General features: G+C 33.0%; 3 protein-coding genes. All 3 read left to right on the plus strand.

Annotation, left to right across the window (positions count from 1 at the left end; genetic code table 11):
• Nucleotides 1-335, plus strand: a 335-nt coding sequence (locus AC6F8J_RS01270) for a hypothetical protein (RefSeq protein ID WP_500720439.1), incomplete at its 5' end; no start/stop codon positions are given.
• A gap of 15 nt (nt 336-350) precedes the next feature.
• Nucleotides 351-1,511 carry a tetratricopeptide repeat protein gene (locus AC6F8J_RS01275; protein ID WP_500720440.1) on the plus strand — a complete coding sequence of 387 codons (1,161 nt, stop codon included), beginning with the start codon at nt 351-353 and terminating at the stop codon, nt 1,509-1,511.
• 226 nt (nt 1,512-1,737) lie between these two features.
• The coding region (locus AC6F8J_RS01280) for an S-layer homology domain-containing protein (RefSeq protein ID WP_500720441.1) at nt 1,738-2,237 on the plus strand (500 nt) is incomplete at its 3' end.

Below are 2,237 nucleotides of genomic sequence, written 5' to 3' on the forward strand. Positions count from 1 at the left end.
CTGGATCACAGAACTCAAAAGGCTTTTCATACACACATGAACAAGCCATTTCTACAAATCCGGAAATGTATAATGGATATGAATCTTCTTATAAAATAGAAGTAACTCGGTATCCATTAAAAGAGGCACAAGCGGTTGCGACAGTTGCAGCAGTTGTTGGAATTATAGTATTGGCTCCTGTAGTAGTGCCTGTATTAGGAACAGTAAAAGGCCCTGCAATAATAGGAGCTATACTAGGAATACTTGGTAAAGGTACACCAGCCTATGGTCATGAAGATATTAATATAGAAGAAGGTAGGACCAAAGATAATAGCGATGAAAAAAAGAGTGAATAAGTTGAGGGGGTTTATATGGATGATCAGTTAAAGGATAAAAAAAGTAAAAAGAGCCTAAGCAAGCTAAAACCAATGATTATAGGGATATCAATTATTATCAGTATATTAATCGGACTACAGATTATTTTCTATGCTCGGCTAATGATACCGCAGCTAATGAGTGATGGTATTAATTATACGACTGAACCGGCAACTCTTTCACCAGACAGTGAAGTGGTTAGACTCTTAGAAAAGTCGAATGGTTTAAACGTAAAAGAACTTCATAATTTAGGCGATAAAATGTATGAGCAAAAAAAGTATAAAGAAGCATATAACTTATATAAGCTAGTTGTAGAAAAAGATAAGAATCAGGCAGTATTAATGTATACAGAAATGGCCAACTGTTACGGATTTGTACTAAATTTTGAGGAAGCAGTTAAGCTAGCTGAAAAATCACTGTCAATGATAAATGATTCAACGCGAGCAGAGAATCAGTATTATGCATATTATACGGCTGCGATAATGTATTACTACAGAGAGAGTCGCAGGGGAGTAACTGATCCTGATAGAACGATGGAATTACTGAAGACAGCAGTAACGATTCAGGTAGATGATCCTAGATACAAAGAGTATTGTGAAACTAGGAACTGGCAAATGTATGAATATTTAATAGATATGTATAGTTTTTTTCCTGAAAATTATAATCCTGAGGAAGCTATTGAATATTTAGAATACTTATATCAATTAAAGCCAGAAATATATGGGCTAAAAGCAGAGATTGCCTTACGCTATTTACAAATGGATGATATAAGAAATGCAGAGCCTTTAATAGAAGAATATAAGAATCAAAATGGTATAGATATGAATGCATTGACGTTGGATTGTCTATATTATATAAAGACAGGGGAATATAAGAAAGCAAAAAAAATACTAAATAAGTTAAAAATAGTATCCATAAATGATGAAAATAAGGCTAATTATTATTCTTTGAGCGCTTACTATTATGAAGCAATCGGTGAAAGAGAAAAAGAAAAGGAGTATTATCACAAACATGTAGATATAATTAAACCCAGTGTATTTACATACGATACACTTCAAGTAGAAGAACGGTTAGACATTAACTTTGATGATATTCGTAAGGAACTTAAGATGGAATATGAAGCCTATAATAAAATCAGCCTTGAGCTAGAAGAATAAATAAGTGATTGTATTAGAATGTGAGAAACTATATGAAGTATTAACGAAATTCAGCATTTACGAGTAGTAGAAAGATGGATAATTAATTGAAATATATATTAGAGAAATAAATTAAAAATCATTGTATTCATTAAATATATGTGATAAATTAAATAGAACGCTCATATATGCAAAGACAAAAAGACGTATAAATATAAAAAATACCACTATAAGAGGGAGTAAAAAGATGAAGAGAGTCATAACAGCCATATTAGTATTAGCAATGTTAGTAGGAAGTATTACGATAAACGCCACAACACTAGAAGATATTAAAGGTAAGGTATCGACCGTAAAAGATATCAATGATACCACCTTAAACAGCTTAAAGACAGAAATAGCAAAAGAATTTGAGGATTACATAAAAGCAGAATGGTACGCAAACCATATGGCGAAATTAGTTGCCGTAGATGGGATAGCTGGATATATAGACGGAACAATCAAACCAAATGGAACGATTACAAAAGCAGAATTCACGAAAATATTAATAGCAAGTATCTATGGCGTTCAAAAGGAAAGTGATAAAGATCATTGGGCGACACCCTATATAACAAAAGCAGAAGCCGTAGGCATCCTCGAAAAAGGGGATATGAATATCACAAGTTATGACAGGGCCATAACCAGACAGGAAATGGCTAAGATGGTAGTCCTAGCAACGGAGAAAGTATACAAAGAAGCTGAAGTGACAGA

The sequence above is a fragment of the Petrocella sp. genome, assembly GCF_059865615.1.

Coding starts and splice junctions, on each gene's coding strand:
- AC6F8J_RS01275 (WP_500720440.1), top strand. CDS start 351: ATGGATGATCAGTTAAAGGATAAAAAAAGTAAAAAGAGCCTAAGCAAG.